At 70.4% G+C, this 16,306-nt stretch carries 15 protein-coding genes and 1 pseudogene; 5 read left to right on the top strand and 11 right to left on the bottom strand.

Annotation, left to right across the window (positions count from 1 at the left end):
• The first annotated feature begins 20 nt into the window (after nt 1–20).
• Nucleotides 21–1,214, top strand: coding sequence for an RtcB family protein (locus ACIQ7M_RS38375; RefSeq protein WP_403653093.1), 1,194 nt, complete (start codon nt 21–23; stop codon nt 1,212–1,214).
• 42 nt (nt 1,215–1,256) lie between these two features.
• On the opposite strand, the gene ACIQ7M_RS38370 is transcribed toward ACIQ7M_RS38375, so the two are convergent.
• The 4 genes from ACIQ7M_RS38370 to ACIQ7M_RS38355 all read right to left on the bottom strand — a co-directional run bounded on the left by ACIQ7M_RS38370 (nt 1,257) and on the right by ACIQ7M_RS38355 (nt 3,674).
• Entirely contained in the window at nt 1,257–2,126 is an 870-nt protein-coding gene (locus ACIQ7M_RS38370) for a hypothetical protein (protein ID WP_403653170.1), read from the bottom strand.
• 189 nt (nt 2,127–2,315) lie between these two features.
• A complete protein-coding gene (locus ACIQ7M_RS38365; protein WP_403653090.1) occupies nt 2,316–2,486 on the bottom strand; it encodes a hypothetical protein in 171 nt (56 codons plus the stop codon).
• Entirely contained in the window at nt 2,483–3,250 is a 768-nt protein-coding gene (locus ACIQ7M_RS38360; protein WP_386989402.1) for an SDR family NAD(P)-dependent oxidoreductase, read from the bottom strand. The genes ACIQ7M_RS38365 and ACIQ7M_RS38360 overlap by 4 nt, the downstream gene beginning before the upstream one ends.
• A gap of 85 nt (nt 3,251–3,335) precedes the next feature.
• Complete coding sequence (locus ACIQ7M_RS38355; protein WP_355767609.1) at nt 3,336–3,674, bottom strand: YnfA family protein; 339 nt, start codon at nt 3,672–3,674, stop codon at nt 3,336–3,338.
• 346 nt (nt 3,675–4,020) lie between these two features.
• Here ACIQ7M_RS38355 and ACIQ7M_RS38350 point away from each other — a divergent pair, with 346 nt between their 5' ends.
• Nucleotides 4,021–4,524, top strand: a complete 504-nt coding sequence (locus ACIQ7M_RS38350) for a MarR family winged helix-turn-helix transcriptional regulator (RefSeq protein WP_355767263.1) — start codon at nt 4,021–4,023, stop codon at nt 4,522–4,524.
• On the opposite strand, the gene ACIQ7M_RS38345 is transcribed toward ACIQ7M_RS38350, so the two are convergent.
• On the bottom strand, nt 4,497–4,910 hold the full coding sequence (locus tag ACIQ7M_RS38345; RefSeq protein ID WP_355767261.1) for a helix-turn-helix domain-containing protein: 414 nt from the start codon (nt 4,908–4,910) through the stop codon (nt 4,497–4,499). The genes ACIQ7M_RS38350 and ACIQ7M_RS38345 overlap by 28 nt on opposite strands.
• Nucleotides 4,911–5,032: 122 nt before the next feature.
• Between ACIQ7M_RS38345 and ACIQ7M_RS38340 the strand changes: the two genes are divergently transcribed.
• Nucleotides 5,033–5,923 carry an NADP-dependent oxidoreductase gene (locus ACIQ7M_RS38340; protein WP_403653085.1) on the top strand — a complete coding sequence of 297 codons (891 nt, stop codon included), beginning with the start codon at nt 5,033–5,035 and terminating at the stop codon, nt 5,921–5,923.
• Between the two features lie 20 nt (nt 5,924–5,943).
• On the opposite strand, the gene ACIQ7M_RS38335 is transcribed toward ACIQ7M_RS38340, so the two are convergent.
• Complete coding sequence (locus tag ACIQ7M_RS38335; protein WP_403653082.1) at nt 5,944–7,368, bottom strand: MFS transporter; 1,425 nt, start codon at nt 7,366–7,368, stop codon at nt 5,944–5,946.
• A gap of 133 nt (nt 7,369–7,501) precedes the next feature.
• Here ACIQ7M_RS38335 and ACIQ7M_RS38330 point away from each other — a divergent pair, with 133 nt between their 5' ends.
• Nucleotides 7,502–8,593, top strand: a complete 1,092-nt coding sequence (locus ACIQ7M_RS38330; protein WP_355767252.1) for an LLM class flavin-dependent oxidoreductase — start codon at nt 7,502–7,504, stop codon at nt 8,591–8,593.
• A pseudogene (locus tag ACIQ7M_RS38325) lies at nt 8,590–9,326 on the top strand (FMN reductase). The gene ACIQ7M_RS38330 and the pseudogene ACIQ7M_RS38325 overlap by 4 nt, the downstream one beginning before the upstream one ends.
• A 395-nt stretch (nt 9,327–9,721) precedes the next feature.
• Here ACIQ7M_RS38325 and ACIQ7M_RS38320 read toward each other — a convergent pair.
• From ACIQ7M_RS38320 to ACIQ7M_RS38300, 5 genes are all read right to left on the bottom strand, one after another.
• A complete protein-coding gene (locus ACIQ7M_RS38320) occupies nt 9,722–11,203 on the bottom strand; it encodes an ATP-binding protein (protein WP_403653078.1) in 1,482 nt (493 codons plus the stop codon).
• Nucleotides 11,204–11,929: a response regulator transcription factor gene (locus ACIQ7M_RS38315; RefSeq protein ID WP_355762467.1), complete on the bottom strand. Its 726-nt coding sequence runs from the start codon at nt 11,927–11,929 to the stop codon at nt 11,204–11,206.
• 140 nt (nt 11,930–12,069) lie between these two features.
• The gene (locus ACIQ7M_RS38310) at nt 12,070–14,031 is read right to left on the bottom strand and encodes an amino acid transporter (protein WP_403653074.1); all 1,962 of its coding nucleotides are present in this window, start codon (nt 14,029–14,031) and stop codon (nt 12,070–12,072) included.
• 287 nt (nt 14,032–14,318) lie between these two features.
• Complete coding sequence (locus ACIQ7M_RS38305) at nt 14,319–15,017, bottom strand: class F sortase (RefSeq protein WP_403653072.1); 699 nt, start codon at nt 15,015–15,017, stop codon at nt 14,319–14,321.
• A 470-nt stretch (nt 15,018–15,487) separates the two neighbouring features.
• On the bottom strand, nt 15,488–16,129 hold the full coding sequence (locus tag ACIQ7M_RS38300; RefSeq protein WP_403653069.1) for a hypothetical protein: 642 nt from the start codon (nt 16,127–16,129) through the stop codon (nt 15,488–15,490).
• Between the last annotated feature and the right edge of the window lie 177 nt (nt 16,130–16,306).

Genomic DNA, 16,306 nt, shown 5'->3' with positions numbered 1-16,306 from the left:
TTGTGGGGATAGAGGACGATATGTCGTACGTAGAGATGCCGGGGGCGCAGGTCCCCATCCGCATGTGGGCCGACCCCGCCTCCGTCGAGGACGTCGCGCTCCGTCAGCTCCAGAACGTGGCGACGCTGCCCTGGATCAAGGGCCTCGCCGTCATGCCGGACGTCCACTACGGCAAGGGCGCGACGGTCGGCTCCGTCATCGCGATGCGGGACGCGGTGTGCCCGGCGGCGGTGGGTGTCGACATCGGCTGCGGAATGTCCGCCGTCAAGACGTCCCTCACCGCCAACGACCTGCCGGGCGACCTCTCGCGGCTCCGCTCGCAGATCGAGCAGGCGATTCCGGTCGGCCGGGGCATGCACGACTCCGCGGTCACCCCGGACCGCTTCCACGGCCTGGCCACCGCCGGGTGGGACGACTTCTGGGGGCGGTTCGACGGGGTGGCGGACGCGGTGAAGTTCCGCGAGGAGCGGGCTGTGAAGCAGATGGGAACACTTGGATCCGGAAATCATATGATCGAAACCTGTCTTGATCAGTCAGGTTCGGTCTGGCTGATGCTGCACTCCGGCTCCCGGAACATCGGCAAGGAACTCGCGGAGCACCACATCGGTGTCGCGCAGAAGCTCCCGCACAATCAGGGACTGGTCGACCGCGATCTCGCCGTCTTCGTTTCCGACACACCTCAGATGGCGGCTTACCGCAGCGATCTCTACTGGGCGCAGGAGTACGCCAAGTACAACCGCACGCTCATGATGGCGCTCCTCAAGGACGTGATCCGCAAGGAGTTCAAGAAGGCGAAGCCGACCTTCGAAACGGAGATCTCCTGTCACCACAACTACGTGGCCGAGGAGCGGTACGAGGGCATGGACCTGCTCGTCACGCGCAAGGGAGCGATCCGCGCCGGCCGCGGAGAGTTCGGAATCATTCCGGGCTCGATGGGCACCAGCTCGTACATCGTCAAGGGTCTCGGCAACGAGAAGGCCTTCAACTCGGCTTCGCACGGGGCGGGTCGGCGCATGAGCCGGAGTGCCGCGAAGCGCCGTTTCACGACGAAGGACCTGGAGGAGCAGACACGGGGTGTCGAGTGCCGTAAGGACTCGGGCATCGTGGACGAGATCCCGGGCGCGTACAAGCCGATCGAGCAGGTGATGGAGCAGCAGCGTGACCTCGTGGAGGTCGTGGCGAAGCTGAAGCAGTTCATCTGTGTGAAGGGCTGATGCCGGCGAGGCCCCGGGTCCGGGGCCTCGCCGACTGTTCGGTCAGGCGTCGGCCGGAAGAGGTGTCCTGCCGGTCCGCAGGCGCCAGAGGCGGACGTAACAGCTCTTCTCGGTCCTGCCGAGTTCCTTGGCCGCCGCGGCGTCGTTGTTCAGAGCCAGCAGCAATCGGTCCTCCGATGGCGTCCAGCGGCGACGGTCGGGCGCCACGCGCATGTCGGCCGGGCGCGACCACGTGTGGAGAGACTCGGCGGCAGCCCGCTTGCGGTCCAGTGACAGACAGTCCGGGTAGTAGAGGCGGGCGGCCAGTTGCTGGGCCGCTTCCTTCGTGTAAAGGATGTTGAAGATGCCGTCGCGGGCGTTGCGCTTGAGAGAACGTTCGACGCCGGTAATCCTGCCTGCGTAAAAGCATAGGTAGGCGCCGATGGCGACGCTGGCGGTGGTCAGGGACACGAAGGGAAAGCCCTGGGCCGTGAAGCCCACCGAGCCGTCCGCGTCGATCACTCCCCGGAGATAGTCAGGTTGTGAGAAGGGGGCGTGAGGGGGCGCGATGGTCCTGGACTTACGTCCGTACGGCAGACCGAGTTCGTTCAGCTTCGTCCTCGCTTCGAGGGCGCACAGGTTCCAGATGGAAGACTCGTGCGACGCGGCGAAGTTCGTGGTCCGGGTCCGTCCGCCGATGGTGCTGTTGTACGGGGTCAGGCGTTGGAACTCGCGCAGAATGTCGACGTCGCGAGCGCTGAGCTCGACGGTCAAGCGCCCCTTTTGACCCGTCCCCTTGGAGAGGTGCCCGTCGGCTTGCAGGAAGCCGAACATGTAGGCGTACTCGGGGACTTCGAGATCCATGAACTCTGTTGTCGCGCAGCGGGATTCGTCCGGAGCGCAGGGGAGCGCGTTAGGCTCGCGTTCAGCCATCAGGAAGCTCACTTCCGTGCTGGTCAGGCCCTTGGCCGGGATGGCAGTCCCGGCCGAGGGCCGTCGTTTTTGATGTTGTGGCGCGAGCCTAGGTCGGGCGTTCGGAAGGCGTGCGGGTGATCGATCGAGTTCACCCGTGTGAGCTATGCGCCGGGCTGCTGAGGTGGGGCTTTGTCCTCGGGCGGAGGGTCACTTCGTTGACAGGACCGCGTAGATCATGACGAAGGCCACGATGTGGATGCCGAAGAGGAAGTACGCGAGGTAGTACCAGACGTAGCGTTCGCGTTTCTTCTCCAGGGCCAGGCGGGCCTGTTCGTCGGCTGCGGGTGGCTGGGGGGTGGGTGGTTCGGCCGGGGTCACTGTTCGCGGTGGATCTTCGTGTTCGACGCCTGGGCTCGGGGGCGGACCACGAGGAGGTCGATGTTCACGTGGCTGGGGCGGGTGACGGCCCACGTGATCGTCTCGGCGACGTCGTCGGCGGTCAGGGGCTGGGCCACGCCCGCGTAGACCTTGGCGGCCTTCTCGGTGTCGCCGCCGAAGCGGGTGAGCGCGAATTCCTCCGTCTTGACCATGCCCGGGGCCACTTCGATGACCCGCACCGGCGTGCCGACGATCTCCAGGCGCAGCGTCTCCGCGAGCACGTGCTCGGCGTGCTTGGCGGCCACGTAGCCGCCGCCGCCCTCGTACGTGGCGTGGGCCGCCGTGGAGGACAGGACGACGATCGTGCCGTCGCCGCTGGAGGTGAGCGCCGGGAGGAGGGCCTGGGTGATGTTCAGGGTGCCGATGACGTTCGTCTCGTACATCTGGCGCCACTGGGCCGGGTCGCCCGTCGCGATCGGGTCGGCGCCGAGTGCGCCGCCGGCGTTGTTGACCAGCACGCCGATCGTCTTGAACGCCGTCGCGAACTCGTCGACCGCGGTGCGGTCCGTGACGTCCAGGGTGTACGCGGTGGCCTGGCCGCCCGCCGCGGTGATCTCCTCCGCCAGCGCCTCGATGCGGTCCTTGCGGCGGGCCGTGAGGACGACGCGGTAGCCCTCGGCCGCGAGCTGTCGGGCCGTCGCGGCGCCGATTCCGCTGCTTGCACCGGTGATGACGGCGATACGGGACGCGGCGGCGGGGGTCATACGGCTGCTCCTTGGCGGTGTTTGTGTCTCTGCGTGTCTGCGGTGTCGGTGGGTCTGCGGTCGCTTCGGCCAGGATAGGCGGGGGTCAGTTGCCCCCTCGGGGGGCGTACATGATCACGGCGGCTCCGGCCAGGCAGATCAGGGCGCCGGTGATGTCCCAGCGGTCGGGGCGGTAGCCGTCGGCGACGACGCCCCAGGCGAGGGAGCCGGCCACGAAGACTCCGCCGTACGCGGCGAGGACGCGGCCGAACTCGGCGTCCGGCTGGAGGGTGGCGATGAAGCCATAGAGGCCCAGCGTCATCACGCCGGCGCCGATCCAGAGGGCGCCCCGGTGTTCGCGTACGCCTTGCCAGACGAGCCAGGCGCCGCCGATCTCCAGCAGTGCGGCGAGGGCGAAGAGGAGCGCGGAGCGGGCGATCAGCATGGGGGTCACTGTGCCAGGACGGGTTCGTTGCACCGGCCGTCGCGGGTTCGGTCCGGTGGGTGGGTCGGGGCCGTGCCGGTGCATCAGCCCGTCGCCGTCGGACGGAGAGGTGACCGTCGGTGGCGACGGGCATCGATGTACCGGCACGTCCCCTCACGCCGGATCCCGCCTGCGGGTGCGAAATTTCAGCCCCTCCGGCGTTTGAGGAGCGGGGTCTGGGGCGGAGCCCCAGGGTGGGTCGGGTAGGGGCGGAGGGGGCGAGGAAACGCTTGTGGGGTGGGTGATCGTTTCTGGGGGTGTGGGGCGGGCGGCGTACGATTCTGGCCGGGCTGGTGAAAGGGGCCGGATGGCCATCGGCGGGGATTCTCGGGAGCGGCTGCTGGGCGAGCTGGCGGTCGTCTCGCGGCGGTACATGGCCTCGTACGCCCTGTTCAACCAGGCCCTCGCCGACCACGTCGGCCTGCACCCGACGGACGTGCAGTGCGTGAACCTGCTCAGCCTGGAGGACGGGCCCGTGACCACCGGGCGGATCGCCGAGATGACGGGGCTGACCACCGGGTCGGCCACGCGGCTGGTGGACCGGCTGGAGAAGGCCGGTTACGTCGTGCGGGAGCGCGATGTGGTCGACCGGCGGCGGGTGCTGGTGGCGACCGTGCCCGAGAAGATCGCCGAGTTCGGGCGCATGTGGGAGCGGCTGGGCGCCGGCTGGTACGGCCTGTTCGAGGGCCTCGACGACGACGAGGTCGCCCTGATCATCGGGCACATGCGGCGCACGGTCGACTTCAGCGCCGAGCAGGTCGCACGGCTGCGGTCAGGGGACTTTCAGGACGCCTCGGACGAGGTGTCGTAGCGCTCGCGGGCCTCGACGACCTCCTCGATGTGGTGCTCCGCCCAGTCCTTGACGGCGGTGAGCAGGCGGCTCAGGTTCGTGCCCAGAGGCGTGAGTTCGTAGTCGACGCGGACCGGCACGGACGGGGTGACCGCGCGGGAGAGGATGCCGTCGCGCTCCAGTGACCGCAGGGTCTGCGTCAGCATCTTGGGGCTCACTCCGGCGATCTTGCGGCCGAGGTCGCTGTACCGCATCGGTCCGCCGGCGTCGGCGAGCGCGCTCACGATCAGGCTGACCCACTTGTCGCTGATGCGGTCCAGGAGCTGGTTGGTGGGGCAGCTCTTGAGGAACGCGTCGTACTCGACGCGGGCCTGGTGGCGCCGCTGGGCCGCCGTCGTGGTCGCCATGACTCACCTCCGGGTGACGTACGCACCTTCAGGTGCCTACTTACCAATGGATAGTAACTCTTCCTAGGGTTGTTGTGGCGGGTGAGAGACCCGTGGATGACCTACAGATGGGGTGAGCTGGGATGCGTGCAGCGGTTGTGACGTCGTTCGGTGGTCCGGAAGCCGTCGAGATCGTCGAGGTCGCCCCGCCGGAGCCGGGGGCCCGGCAGGTGCGGATCAAGGTGGCGGCCGCCGGGGTCAACCCCGTGGACGCCGGGGTGCGCGCCGGTGTCTTCGGGGGCGCCGGGAAGCGGCTGGGCCTCGGCTGGGACGTGGCGGGTGTGGTGGAGGCGGTCGGGGTCGCCTCGGGGTGGAACGTGGGGGACGAGGTGTTGGCGCTGGCGTACGGGACCGCCAAGCCCCTCGGCACGCACGCCGATCTCGTGGTGGTCGACGCCGACGCGGTGGCCGTGGCGCCCCGCTCGGTCGACACGGCGCACGCGGCGAGCCTGCCGCTCAACGCCCTGACCGCGGCCCGGGCCCTGGACGGGCTGGGCCTGGAGCCGGGGCGGAGTCTGCTGGTCACCGGTGCCGCGGGCGCGGTCGGCGGGTACGCCGTGCAGCTCGCCGCCCGGCTCGGGGTGAGCGTGACCGCACTGGCCCGTGAGGGCGACGAGGAGCTCGTACGGTCCCTGGGGGCCGACCGGTTCGTGTCGGACGGTGTGGCCCCGCGGAGCGTGGACGCCGTGCTGGACGCGGCGATCCTGGGCGCCGACGCCCTGGAGTGGGTGCAGGACGGGGGTGCCTTCATGGGTGTCATCCCGGGGGCCCACCCGGCGTCCGTGCGCGGGGTGCGGACCGGTGCCGTGGAGGTCGCCGCCGACGGGGCCCGGCTCGCGGAGCTGGTGGCGCTCGTCGACGAGGGGGCGCTGACGACCCGGGTGGCCGGGACGTACGCCCTCGACGAGGCCGTCAAGGTCCACGCGCGGCTCGCGGAGGGCGGACTGCGCGGCCGACTGGTGCTGGTGCCCTGATCGGCGGCCCGGTGGAATCCCTAGTGGTGCTGCTCCGGGGCCTTGAGGGGGAGCAGGCGTACGAGGGGGCAGCACAGGACGGTGACGGCGGCCACGACGGTGAGGCTCACGGTGGTGGCGTGGGTCCCGCCGCCGTCGGCCCGGAAGTAGACGGTGGTGACGGCGGCGGCTCCGAGCGCGTTCGCGAGCTGCTGGACCGCGCCGAGTGAGCCGCCCGCGCTGCCGGCCTCGGCGGGTTCGATGTCACCGATGGTGACGTCGTAGAGCGAGCCGAAGCAGGCGCCCATGCCGAGGCCGATGACCAGCAGCGGTGGGACCAGGGCCCAGCCGCCGGTGTCCGTGCCGGAGACGGTGACCAGGGCGATGAGGTGGGCCGTTCCGGCGAGGGTGACGAGGAAGCCGATGAGGACGAGGCGGCGGCCCAGCCGGCCGATCAGGCGGTAGCAGGCGATCGAGGCGATGACGATGCCCGCGGACAGGGGTGTGAGAGCGAGCGCGGCAGCCGCGGGGGAGCGGCCGAGGCTCTGCTGGAGGAAGAGGGAGACGACGTAGAGGAGGCCGGCGACCGCGGCGAAGAAGACGACGCCGATGACGAGTCCCGAGGTGAAGCCGCGGTTGTGCAGGAGGGAGGGCTTGATCAGGGGGCTGGGCGCGGTGCGCTGGCGGTGACAGAACCCCGCGAAGAGCGCGAGGCCGACGAGCAGGAGCAGGACGGGGAGCGCGCCCCAGCCGTGGGCCGAGCCGTCGATGAGGCCGGTGAGCAGGGCGAGCATGGTGGCGCCGAGGAGGGCGGAGCCGGGCACGTCGACGGTGGTCGCGCGGTCGCCGGTGTCGCGGGGGAGCAGCCGGGCGGCGGCGAGGAGTGCGGCGCCGCCGAGGACGAGGTTGATGAGGAACATCGGGCGCCAGCCGAGACCGGCGAGGTCGGCGTCGACGATGAACCCGGCGAGGATCGGGCCGCCGACGGCGGACAGGCCCATCACCGGTCCGAACAGGCTGTACGCCTTGCCGATCTGGTCCCGGGGCCAGGTCGCCCCGAGGATGCCGAAGCCCTGCGGGATGACGAGCGCGCCGAACGCGCCCTGGACGAGCCGGGCGGCGACGAGGGTTCCCGGTGTGGGCGCGAGGCCGCAGGCGACCGAGGCGGCGGTGAAGCCCGCGAGTCCGGTCAGGAAGAGCCGGCGGCGGCCGTACTTGTCGCCGAGCCGTCCGCCGAGGACGAGCAGGACGCCGAGCGCGAGGGCGTACGAGGCGCCGAGCCACTGGATGAGGGCGGTGCCGCCGCCGAGGTCGTGGGCGATGGTCGGGGCGGCGATGTTGGTGATGGTGCCGTCGAGGAGGTCGAGGACGTCGGCGGCGAGGACGACGCCGAGGATCGCCCAGCGGATACGGGAGGGAGGGTGTCCCGGAGGCTTTTCGTTTGCGTCATGCAGTATCTGTGTCACGCAGATAAATGTGAGGCATGGGGTGTGGTGCGGTCAAGTGGGATAAGGGCTGTCGGTGGCGGTGGAATAACCGGGGCGGGGTGGTGGTTCGAGGGTATAGTTGAAACGTCAACAACTTGGAGGGTGAGCGACCATGCAGTTCGGGATCTTCAGCGTCGGTGATGTGACACCGGACCCCACCACGGGCAGGGAGCCGAGCGAGCGCGAGCGGATCAAGGCCATGGTCGCCATCGCGCTGAAGGCCGAGGAGGTCGGCCTCGACGTCTTCGCCACCGGCGAGCACCACAACCCGCCGTTCGTGCCGTCGTCACCGACGACGATGCTCGGCTACATCGCGGCGAAGACCGAGAAGCTGGTGCTGTCCACCTCCACCACCCTCATCACCACCAACGACCCGGTGAAGATCGCCGAGGACTACGCGATGCTCCAGCACCTCGCGGACGGTCGGGTCGACCTGATGATGGGCCGCGGCAACACCGGGCCGGTCTACCCCTGGTTCGGGCAGGACATCCGGCAGGGCCTCAACCTCGCCGTCGAGAACTACGCGCTGCTGCGCCGGCTGTGGCGCGAGGACGTGGTGACGTGGGAGGGCAAGTTCCGTACGCCGCTCCAGTCGTTCACGTCGACCCCGCGTCCGCTGGACGACGTCCCGCCGTTCGTGTGGCACGGCTCCATCCGCTCGCCCGAGATCGCCGAACAGGCCGCCTACTACGGCGACGGCTTCTTCCACAACAACATCTTCTGGCCCGCCGACCACACCAAGCAGATGATCGATCTCTACCGCGAGCGGTACGCGCACTACGGGCACGGCACGGCCGAGCAGGCGATCGTCGGCCTCGGCGGCCAGGTGTTCATGCGGGCCAACTCGCAGGACGCCGTACGGGAGTTCCGTCCGTACTTCGACAACGCGCCGGTCTACGGGCACGGGCCCTCCCTGGAGGACTTCACCGAGCAGACGCCGCTGACCGTCGGCTCGCCGCAGCAGGTCATCGAGAAGACGCTGGCCTTCCGCGACTACGCCGGTGACTACCAGCGCCAGCTCTTCCTGATGGACCACGCCGGGCTGCCGCTCAAGACCGTCCTGGAGCAGCTCGACCTTCTCGGCGAACAGGTCGTGCCGGTGCTGCGCGAGGAGTTCGCCAAGAACCGTCCGGCCGACGTGCCGGAGGCGCCGACCCACGCGGCCCGGGTGGCCGCGGCCAAGGAAGAGGTGAGCCGCGTATGAAGCTCGTCGTCGTCTCGGCGGGGCTGAGCGTTCCGTCGTCCACACGGCTGCTGGCCGACCGGCTGGCGGCCGTGACCGCCGGCCGGGTCCCCGGCGCGGTGGATCTGCGGGTCGTCGAACTGCGGGACCTCGCGGTCGAGATCGCGCACAACTTCACCAACGGCTTCCCCGGCCGTGCCCTGTCCGCCGCGATCGACGACGTGACCTCGGCGGACGGTCTGATCGTCGTCACACCGGTCTTCTCCGCGTCCTACAGCGGGCTGTTCAAGTCGTTCTTCGACGTGCTCGACAAGGATGCGTTGGCGGGCAAGCCCGTGTTGATCGGGGCGACCGGGGGGACCGGGCGGCACTCGCTCGTTCTCGAGCACGCTCTGCGGCCGTTGTTCGCCTATCTGCGGGCTGTGGTCGTGCCGACCGGGGTGTACGCGGCTTCGGAGGACTGGGGGGGGTGGAGGGGTTGGCCGAGCGGGTCGAGAGGGCCGGGGGTGAGCTGGCCGGTCTGATGTCGGCCCTGGCCGGCTCCTCGGTGCCCGGCCCGACGGGTCCCTCGCTCTCGGCTCAGGCCGCGTCCGGGGCGGCCGCCGTCCCTGCCCAGCCTTCGCCCGGGGCCGCTGCTGTCCCCGCTCAGCCTTCGCCCGGGTCGGGCACTGTCCCCGCGCCGCCTTCGTCCGGTCGGGAGGACGGGTTCCACGTGGTCCCGTTCGCGGAACAGCTCGCGGCGCTTCGGTCGTAGCGGGTTTCCTTCGCCCCCGCCGCCCCTACCCGTCCCACCCTGGGGCTCCGCCCCAGACCCCGCTCCTCAAGCGCCGGAGGGGCTGGATGGTGCCCGGGACCCGAAATGGCGCCCGGAGCGAGGCGGCCCCTGGGGCTCCGCCCCGGACCCCGCTCCTCAAGCGCCGGAGGGGCTGAAACTGGCCGCGCACCTGAAGAGGTGGGCAGGGGGACCGGAGGGACTGAACCCTTCGCGGGCCGGGGCTGAAGTGCGAACCGCCCGCAGGCGGGATCCGGCGTGAGGGGACGTGGCGGTACATCGATGCCCGTCGCCACCGACGGTCACGTCTCCGTCCGACGGCGACGGGCTGATGCACCGGCACGGCCCCGACCCACCCACCCACCGGACCGCGCGTGTCAGTCGAGTGCCGGTGCGCCTTCCACCGTGAAGCCGATCACCGTGCCGCCGCCCCTTCGGGGGTGGGCGAACGGGACGCCTCCGTGGGCCGTGGAGACCTCGCGGACGATCGACAGGCCGAGGCCCGAGCCGGGCAGGCTGCGGGCGTCGGCGGTTCGGTAGAAGCGGTCGAAGACCCGCACGAGGTCGTCGTCGCCGATGCCGGGTCCCCGGTCGAGCACCTCGACGCGCACCGGTCGGTGACGGCCTCCGGAACCCGCCGAGGCCGGGGCGACCGCGGAGCCGGCCGGGCTCGCAGGCCCTGCGGGGGGCGGTCCCGTCACCTCGACCTCGATCGGTGCCGTTCCGGCCCGGTCGAACTTGGTCGCGTTCTCCACCAGGTTGGAGACGGCCCGCTGCAGGGCGCTCGGGCGGCCGTCGACCGTCGTGTCGCCGGTGACCCGCACGGTGATGTCCCGCCCGGTGCGGCGGCGCGCGACGACCGCGACGTCCTCGGCGAGTTCGGCGAGGTCGAGCCGCCGCACCGGCTCCGTGTCCGACTGGCCGGCCGCGAGGGCGACCAGCTCGTTGACCAGGTCGGTCAGCTCCCGGGACTCCAGCGCCAGATCGGCGACGAGTTCCTCACGGGCGTCGGGCGGCAGTTCGTCGATCCGGCGGAGCATCGAGATGTTCGTACGCAGGGAGGTCAGCGGCGTACGCAGTTCGTGCCCCGCGTCCTGCACCAGACGCCGCTGGTCCTCCTCGGACTGGGCGAGGCGGCCGAGCATCCGGTCGAAGGACCGCCCGAGCCGGGCCACCTCGTCGTATCCGGTGATCGGCACCTGGATGCCGAGACGACCGGTGCGCGCCACGTCCTCGGCGGCCCCCGCCAGCCGCACCAGGCGCCGGGTGATGCGCCGGGCCAGCCACCAGCCGAACAGCCCCGCCGCGATCACGACGGCCCCGACGAGCAGTACGGTCCGCTGCTGGAGCTCCCGGAGCAGATCCTCGGTGTCGCTGAACTGCTGGGCGACCTGCACGGCACCGCGACCACCGCCGAGCGAGACGGTCGCGATGCGGTAGCGGTCGCCGGCGACGTAGACGTCCTTGTGCTCCACGACCACGCCCGCCGTGGCGTCGTCGGCGACCACCCGGTCGCGGCCGTCCACGGGCAGCGGCGGAACACCGTGGTCGGCGATCACGCCGTCCGGCCCGAGCACCTGGACGTCGGTGCGGCTGGGCCGGATGATGTCGTCGAGGGGCCCGTCGTGGTCCGGGTCCGAGGAGGCGAAGTCGCCGGTGTGCAGCGGGTGTTCACGGACCTGGTCGCGCAGGTCCTGCACCACTTCGGCGAAGACGGTCTGCTGGTCGACCCGCACCAGCCGCGCGGCGGCGTCGTAGCTCAGGAACCCGACGAGGACCGTGACGGCGGCGGCGACGGCCGCGAAGGACACGGTGAAGGTGGCCCGCAGTGAGGACACCTGCCGCAGCCGTCGTCGCACTCAGTCCTCCCTCAGGACGTACCCCACGCCCCGCACGGTGTGGATCAGCGCCGGAGCGCCCGGCTCGTCGAGCTTGCGCCGCAGGTAGCCCACGTACACGGCGAGGTTCTTGGAGCCGGGGCCGAAGTCGTAGCCCCAGATCCGGTCGTAGATGGTGGAGTGGTCGAGGACGATGCCCGCGTTGCGGACGAGCAGTTCGAGGAGCTCGAACTCGGTGCGGGTCAGTTCCAGCTCGCGCCGGCCGCGCCAGGCCCGGCGGGCCTGGATGTCCATCCGCAGCCCGGCCGCGGAGATCTGCGCTCCGGACGTCCGGGGTTCCCGGGGCGGGGGCGCCGGGGCGTCCTCGTCGAAGGAGCCGTTCCCGGTGCGGCGCAGGAGCGCGCGGAGCCGGGCGAAGACCTCCTCGACGTCGAACGGCTTCACGACGTAGTCGTCGGCGCCGGCGTCGAGGCCGGCGATGCGGTCGGCGGTCTCGACGAGCGCGGTGAGCATCAGGATCGGGGTGCGGTCGCCCTCGGCGCGCAGCACGCGGCACACCTGGAGGCCGTCGATGCCGGGCATCATGACGTCGAGGACGAGGACGTCCGGCGGGGTGCGGTGGGCCTGGGCCAGCGCTTCCACGCCGTCGGCCACGGCCGTCACCGTGTAGCCCTCCAGTGTCAGCGCCCTTTCCAGGGCGTGGCGGATGGCGCGGTCGTCCTCGGCGAGCAGTACGTTCTGGGGCACTCGACCAGTCTGCCAAGCCGTCGGCGGCGTGCGACCTGGTGAGCGGCTCCGCGACGGACCTTCTTACCGGCCTCTCACTCCTTTCCGGTGTGTCGGACGTGTCCGGAAAGGCCCTGGGTCCCGGGGCGCCCGCCGGGGTGTCAGCCGACGTGCACCCGTGGCCGGCGTGCGCGGTCGGGTTCGGCCTCGCGCAGGACTTCCCTGGTGACGGGGGCGACCTCGCCCTGGCCGAAGAGGAAGAAGCGCAGGAAGTTGGCGAAGGGGCTGCCCTCGGTCCACTCGAAGTAGATGTGCGGGATGCCGCCGGTGGAGTCGCGCACGTAGAGGAGCAGGGCGGCGAGGGCGTTGGGGATGGAGGCGGATTCCAGGGTGAGGACGCGGTAGCGGCCGTGCAGGACTTCGCCGCGTACGTTCATGACGGACTCGAACTCCGAGGGGTCGCCCACGGTGACCTCCAGGAAGACGAAGTCCTCCTGGGGCGGGAGGTCGTGGTCGGCGCGGATCTGCTCGATCTTCTCGCGGTACTCGGTGATGTCGCGCTTGTCGGGCTCGTTGGCGATGAACCGGATGCGCCGGCTCGCGATGTCCCGTACGAACCGTTCGGCCATGTCGTCCAGGGTCATGCTGGTCACCCGCAGCTCGAAGGCGCGGGCGAGCCGGGAGAGGAAGGAGACGAGCATGATGCCGGCGATGAAGCAGGCGCCGATCTTCACACCGTCGGGGCGCTCGATGATGTTGACGACGGTCGTGTAGAGGAAGACGACCGAGATGACCGCGAACGCGATGGTCCAGTGTTTCTGGCGTGCCTTGCGGGCCGCGATGGTGACGGCGATGGCCGCGGAGCTGATCAGGACGAGGACACCGGTCGCGTACGCGCCGCCCTGGGCGTCGACGTCGGCGTCGAAGATCCAGGTGACCAGGAACGCGACCAGGGTGAAGACGATCACCATGGGGCGGACGGCGCGGGCCCAGTGCGGGGCCATGCCGTAGCGCGGGAGATAGCGCGGCATGAGGTTGAGGAGCCCGGCCATGGCGGAGGCGCCGGCGAACCACAGGATGCAGATCGTGGAGACGTCGTAGACGGTGCCGAAGGCGTTGCCGAGGTACTCGTGGGCCAGGTAGGCGAGGGCACGGCCGTTGGCCTGGCCGCCCGGCTCGAACTCCTTCTCCGGGATCAGCACGGTGGTGATGAAGCTGGTGACGATCAGGAAGACGCTCATGATCACGGCGGCGGTGGTCAGGAGCTTCTTGGCGCCGCGGATCCGTCCGGAGGGCTTCTCCTCGGTGTCGGACGGGTCGCCCTCGACGTGGGGCATGACCGCGACACCGGTCTCGAAGCCGGACAGGCCGAGCGCGAGTTTCGGGAAGACCAGCAGGGACACGCCGATCATGGCGAAGACGTTGCCGTGCTCGGCGGTCAGTGCGGTGGTCCAGTCGGTGACGAGGTGCTCGTGGGTGATGACCTCCCAGACACCGGCCACGGCGACCACGACGTTGAGTCCGAGGTAGATGCCCACCAGGACGACGGCGACGCCGATCGCCTCCAGGAAGCCCTTGAGGAAGACCGCGCCCAGCAGGGCCACCAGGAACAGGGTGATCACCATCTGCTTGTCGTGCAGGGCGCTGTTCAGGTGAGGGTTCTCCACCAGGTGGGTGGAGGCGTCGGCCGCCGAGAGCGTGATGGTGATGAGGAAGTCGGTGGCGGCGAAGCCGAGCAGGGTGAGGACGAACAGCTTGCCCTTCCAGAAGGAGAGCAGGCGTTCCAGCATCGCGATGGAGCCTTCGCCGTGCGGGCTCTCCTCCGCGACCCGGCGGTAGACGGGCAGGGCGCCCGCCAGGGTGACGATGACGAGCACGATGGTCGCCACGGGGGACAGCAGTCCGGCCGCGAGGGCGGCGATGCCGGGCTGGTAGCCGAGGGTGGAGAAATAGTCGACGCCGGTCAGGCACATGACGCGCCACCAGCGCTGGCCCTTGTGCACGGGTGCGGGCTCGGCGGCCTGGGTCGGGAGCCCGCGGCCCTTGCTCTTGCCCATGTCGGACAGGCCTTCCAGCATCCACGCCCGCAAGCGGCTCGGCGGGGCGGGCTCGGTGCTGGCCATCGATGACTCTCCTGTACGTACGTCTCGTCGAACGGTTCCGGCCATCGAGGAGACGGCGCCCATCAGCGTATGCAGAGAGTGATCCCAGGGCCCGAGCCTCCGGGGGCCCCAGGCGTCAAGCTTGCGTTAAGACCGAACGCGGCCGCGCCGGGCCGTCGACCTGACCTGAGGGCCCACTTCCGACGGACGGCGGAGGCCCCGACCGGGCCCCCGCCGTCGCTCCCCCCCCGGCAGGGAGGGGAGCGTGATCATCCGTCGTGCCGCCGTCGGCCGCACCGCTCGCCCGGTCAGACGAGATGGGCGAAGACCACCAGGTTGTCGGTGTAGTCCTTGACGGCGCGGTCGTAGGTGCCGGCGCAGGTGATGAGACGGACCTCGGCGTCGGGGGTGTCGGCGTACACCTTGTCGTCGGGGAAGGCGTCCTTCGCGTAGGTCTCCGCGCCGTCGACCACGAAGGACGCCGTCCGTCCGTCGGACCGCTCGACGCTGAACCTGTCGCCCTTCTTCAGGTCTCCGAGACCGGCGAACACGGCGGCGGAGGTCTTCGTGTCGACGTGCCCGGCGATGATCGCCGTCCCCGTCTCACCGGGGGAGGCGCCCTTGGCGTACCAGCCCACCATGTTCGTGTCGTTCGGGGGCGGCGGCTGGAGCTTGCCCGAGTCGTCGAGGGCGAGTTCGGTGAAGGGCGCGTCCACCGCGATCTTCGGGATGTGCAGCCGGATCGGCTCGGCCCGCGGGAGATGCTTCGCGGCCGGGCGGTCGTTCGAGGGAGAGGCTGAGGACACGGGCGCGTGCGAGTGCGCGGGGGCCGCCGCGGCGGGGGTGGTGGGGGAGGGGCCGGACGATTCGTCCTGGCGGTGGAGCACGTTCGTGGTCAGCAGGACCGCGACGCCGGCGCACCACACGACCCACGTCGCACGACGCCGGAAGGTGCGCCGGGGTGAAAGCTGCGGGGTCTCGGCGGGAGAGGACAACCGGGCTGCCATCGGGTACCACCTCATCGGGTCGGGGCAGCGAAGCGGACTGGGCGGAAGTGCCGGGGACAGCGGGACGGGCAACGGAAGCAAGATCAGCAAGACCGTTCAGGCAGTCACCGGAACATGACCGGCACCACCGGCAACGGAAACAGGACCGGTCGGACCGGCCACGGAAGCAGGACTGGTAGGAACGGAACGGGAAGCAGGACCGGTCGGACCGGCCACGGAAGCAGGACTGGTAGGACCGGAACGGGGAGCGAGACCGGTCGGACCGGAACGGGGAGCGAGACCGGTCGGAACGGCAACGGAATCTGGATCGGCTGGACTGGCAACGCACGCAAGACCGGCCTGGCCGGCAGCAGAGGCAAAACACGGGAAGCGCGGCAGGAGGGGCAGGAGCCGCGCAAGCCGGCGGAGGGACCGGCCGGGCCGCCACGGGTGAGGGGTGGCGGCCCGGACCGCTATGTCGTCAGGCATGGTCAGGCCACACCACCCTGGGCGTTCCTACGGCGCACCATGTACACGCCCACGGCCGCGAGGCCCAGGACGCCCAGTCCGCCGGCCGTGACACCGGACGACGTGGCGAGACCGCCGCCACCGGTGTGGATGCCGCCGTGCGGCCTGTCCTCGGACTCCTTGCTGCCCGAGTCCCACGAACCCTTGCTGCTCGAGTCCCACGAGCCCTTGCTGCTCCCGGAGTCCGAGGAAGCGCTGCTGTCGGAGCTCGACGAGTCCTTGTCCTTGTAGGTCTCCGGGTCGTACTTCTTGTCACCCTTCCAGGAGTCGTCCGTCGGGACGGACGTCAGCGCACCGCCGCCGGTGTGCACGCCGCCTTCCGGCTTCTCGTGGTGCCAGGTCGGCTTGCTGTGCTCGCTTTCGCTGTCCTTGCCGTGCTCGGCGCCGTAGCCGGAGTCTTCGTGCTCCTTGCCGTAGCCGGAGTCCTCCTTGCTGGAAGAAGAACCGGAGTCCTCCTTGCTGGAGGAAGAGGAAGAGGAAGAGGAGGAGGAAGAGGAGTCGCTGTGGTCCCAGTCGCCGGTCGCGGCGGCGTACGCGCCGGGGGCGCCGATCGCGAGGGCGGCGGTGGCCGTCGCGGCGGCCAGGAGCATGCGGGCAGATCGCATTTGTCGGAGTCCTTCCGTCAGAACCAGGTAGCTGACCTCTTGTCAGCAGGCGAAAACCCGGTGCGACGTGATCCACCGTCAATCCGAAGTGGGCGGCGCACCACCCGGGGAGCTCGCCCGGCCCATGGCGGAGACCCCCGTCCGGCGGTCGCCCCGACGTGGAGCCGACGGCGGTCC

It is taken from the genome of Streptomyces sp. NPDC096324 (genome assembly GCF_044763015.1).
Lineage (GTDB): Bacteria > Actinomycetota > Actinomycetes > Streptomycetales > Streptomycetaceae > Streptomyces.
This window is presented reverse-complemented; position numbering and strand designations above follow the sequence as displayed.